General features: G+C 69.5%; 3 protein-coding genes. 1 reads left to right on the forward strand and 2 read right to left on the reverse strand.

Annotation, left to right across the window (positions count from 1 at the left end; genetic code table 11):
• Positions 1–613: S49 family peptidase (locus VF662_RS11440; RefSeq protein ID WP_464141204.1), on the forward strand; the 613-nt coding region annotated here is incomplete at its 5' end.
• Here the strand turns inward: VF662_RS11440 and VF662_RS11445 are convergent.
• Both VF662_RS11445 and VF662_RS11450 read right to left on the reverse strand, forming a co-directional pair.
• Positions 610–1,236, reverse strand: a complete 627-nt coding sequence (locus tag VF662_RS11445; protein ID WP_464141207.1) for a trimeric intracellular cation channel family protein — start codon at positions 1,234–1,236, stop codon at positions 610–612. The genes VF662_RS11440 and VF662_RS11445 overlap by 4 nt on opposite strands.
• The coding region (locus VF662_RS11450; RefSeq protein ID WP_464141209.1) for a PepSY domain-containing protein at positions 1,233–1,779 on the reverse strand (547 nt) is incomplete at its 5' end. The genes VF662_RS11445 and VF662_RS11450, both read right to left, overlap by 4 nt.

A 1,779-nucleotide genomic window follows, 5' to 3' on the forward strand; every position in this document is an offset into this window, starting at 1 on the left:
GAGCTTCCAGGGCACTCTCGCCAAGCTCGGGGTCGGTGCTGACGGGGTCAAGACGACGCCGCTCTCGGGCGAGCCGGACCTGCTTCGGGGCCCCTCTCCGGTGGCCGGGCAGCTGATCCAGATGAGCATCGAGAACACCTATCGCCGGTTCATCGGCCTCGTCGCGGCTGCCCGGAAGATGCCGCCGGAGAAGGTGCACGAGATCGCCCAGGGCCGCGTCTGGGACGGCGGCACCGCCCGCCAGCTCGGGCTGGTCGACGAGTTCGGATCCCTCGACGCCGCTGTCGCCTACGCTGCCAGGCGCGCCGGCATCGACGGCGATTGGGCTCAAACCGTCTATCTCGAGGAGAAGCCGGACTTCTGGGACGAGATGCTGGCCGGCCTTGCGGAAGAAGATGAAGACGAGTCGCAGAGCGCGTCCCGCGACATCTACAGCCGAGTCGCCGCGCGGCCGGAGCTAATGCTGATGCGGGCGCTCCACGATGCCCAGCGCATCCTGTCGGGCCCCGCCATCCAGGCGCGGTGCCTCGAATGCCCCGGCACTGCGCTTCCGCTCCGGAAAAGGGAGCAGGCGTCGCTCGCAGGTTGGTTGGCTGGGCTGGTGCTGCGCTAGCGGCCGTAGGCCGGAAGCGACCAGCCCCTGACGATTGCGGCGCCTCGAAGCGCGAAGCCGGCAACCGCGGCGATCAGCCCGGCGATTCCGTCCCCGACGCCTGCGGCCATCAATCCCACCAGCAGCGCTGCCGATAGCGCTGCCGCGGTCACATACAGCTCCGAACGCATCAGGATCGACGGTTCGCCGGCAAGCACGTCGCGGACGATTCCGCCGAGGCAGGCGGTAAGGACGCCCATGCCGATCGCCGGAACGGGCGCCACTCCATAAGCAAGCCCCTTGGCGGCGCCGTAGGTGGCGTAGGCGGCGATCCCGACCGCGTCGAACCAGAGCAGGGCCTTGCCCTCCAGCATCCGCGCCGGGATCGCCCAGACCAGAAGGGCCGCGGCGACACAGATGAGGAGGGTCACATTCTGGTGCATCCAGAAAACCGGCGCCCCGATCAGCAGGTCGCGCGCGGTGCCGCCGCCGACACCGGTAATGACGGCGAAGAAGATGAAGGTGACCAGGGTCTGCCGCTTCGCCGCCGCGAGCAGCGCGCCCGACACGCCGAACACCGCAATCCCGGCAAGGTCCAGATACTGGAGAACCGGCCCGATCGCGGCTGCGGCGTCCGTGTTCACTTCTGGCGGCCGCGTCGGCGGCGGGTGGTCATAGGAAGCAGGACCAGCGCCATGATCGTGCTGATGAGCGCGACGATGCCGAAGCCGATCACCAGCGGGTTGCTGGTGTCCTCCCGCGTCTTCAGGTCCATGATGTGGAGGCCCCACATGAAATCGTAGATCCGCCACCAGCGCGTGCGGCGGGCGGCGATCTCGCCGGTGGCGGCGTTAACGTAGAAGCGCGTGCCGTCGTCCATCGACACACGCCAGGCGCCGATCTTTCGGCGGAGGTCGAGCGGCGGATCGGAGGCGCTGGTGCGGTCGACCGCCTTTATCTTGGCTTTGCCGGTGTAGCGCGTCTCGACCGCGGCGCGGGCATCGGCTGCGGTCAGCGGCGGCAGCAGCCGCCCGGTGGCTGCATCGGCGAGGCGCGAGCCGCCGTCCGAATAGCCGATCACCCAGCGCGGCCCCTCCCGCCTCTGCTCCAGCTTCAGTGAAGTGACCGGCCGCGGCCCGATCTGCGGCGGCACGGGCCGGGTTCCGAACGGAAGCGCCGGCGCCTCG

Source organism: Allosphingosinicella sp., assembly GCF_036387215.1.
Lineage (GTDB): Bacteria > Pseudomonadota > Alphaproteobacteria > Sphingomonadales > Sphingomonadaceae > Allosphingosinicella.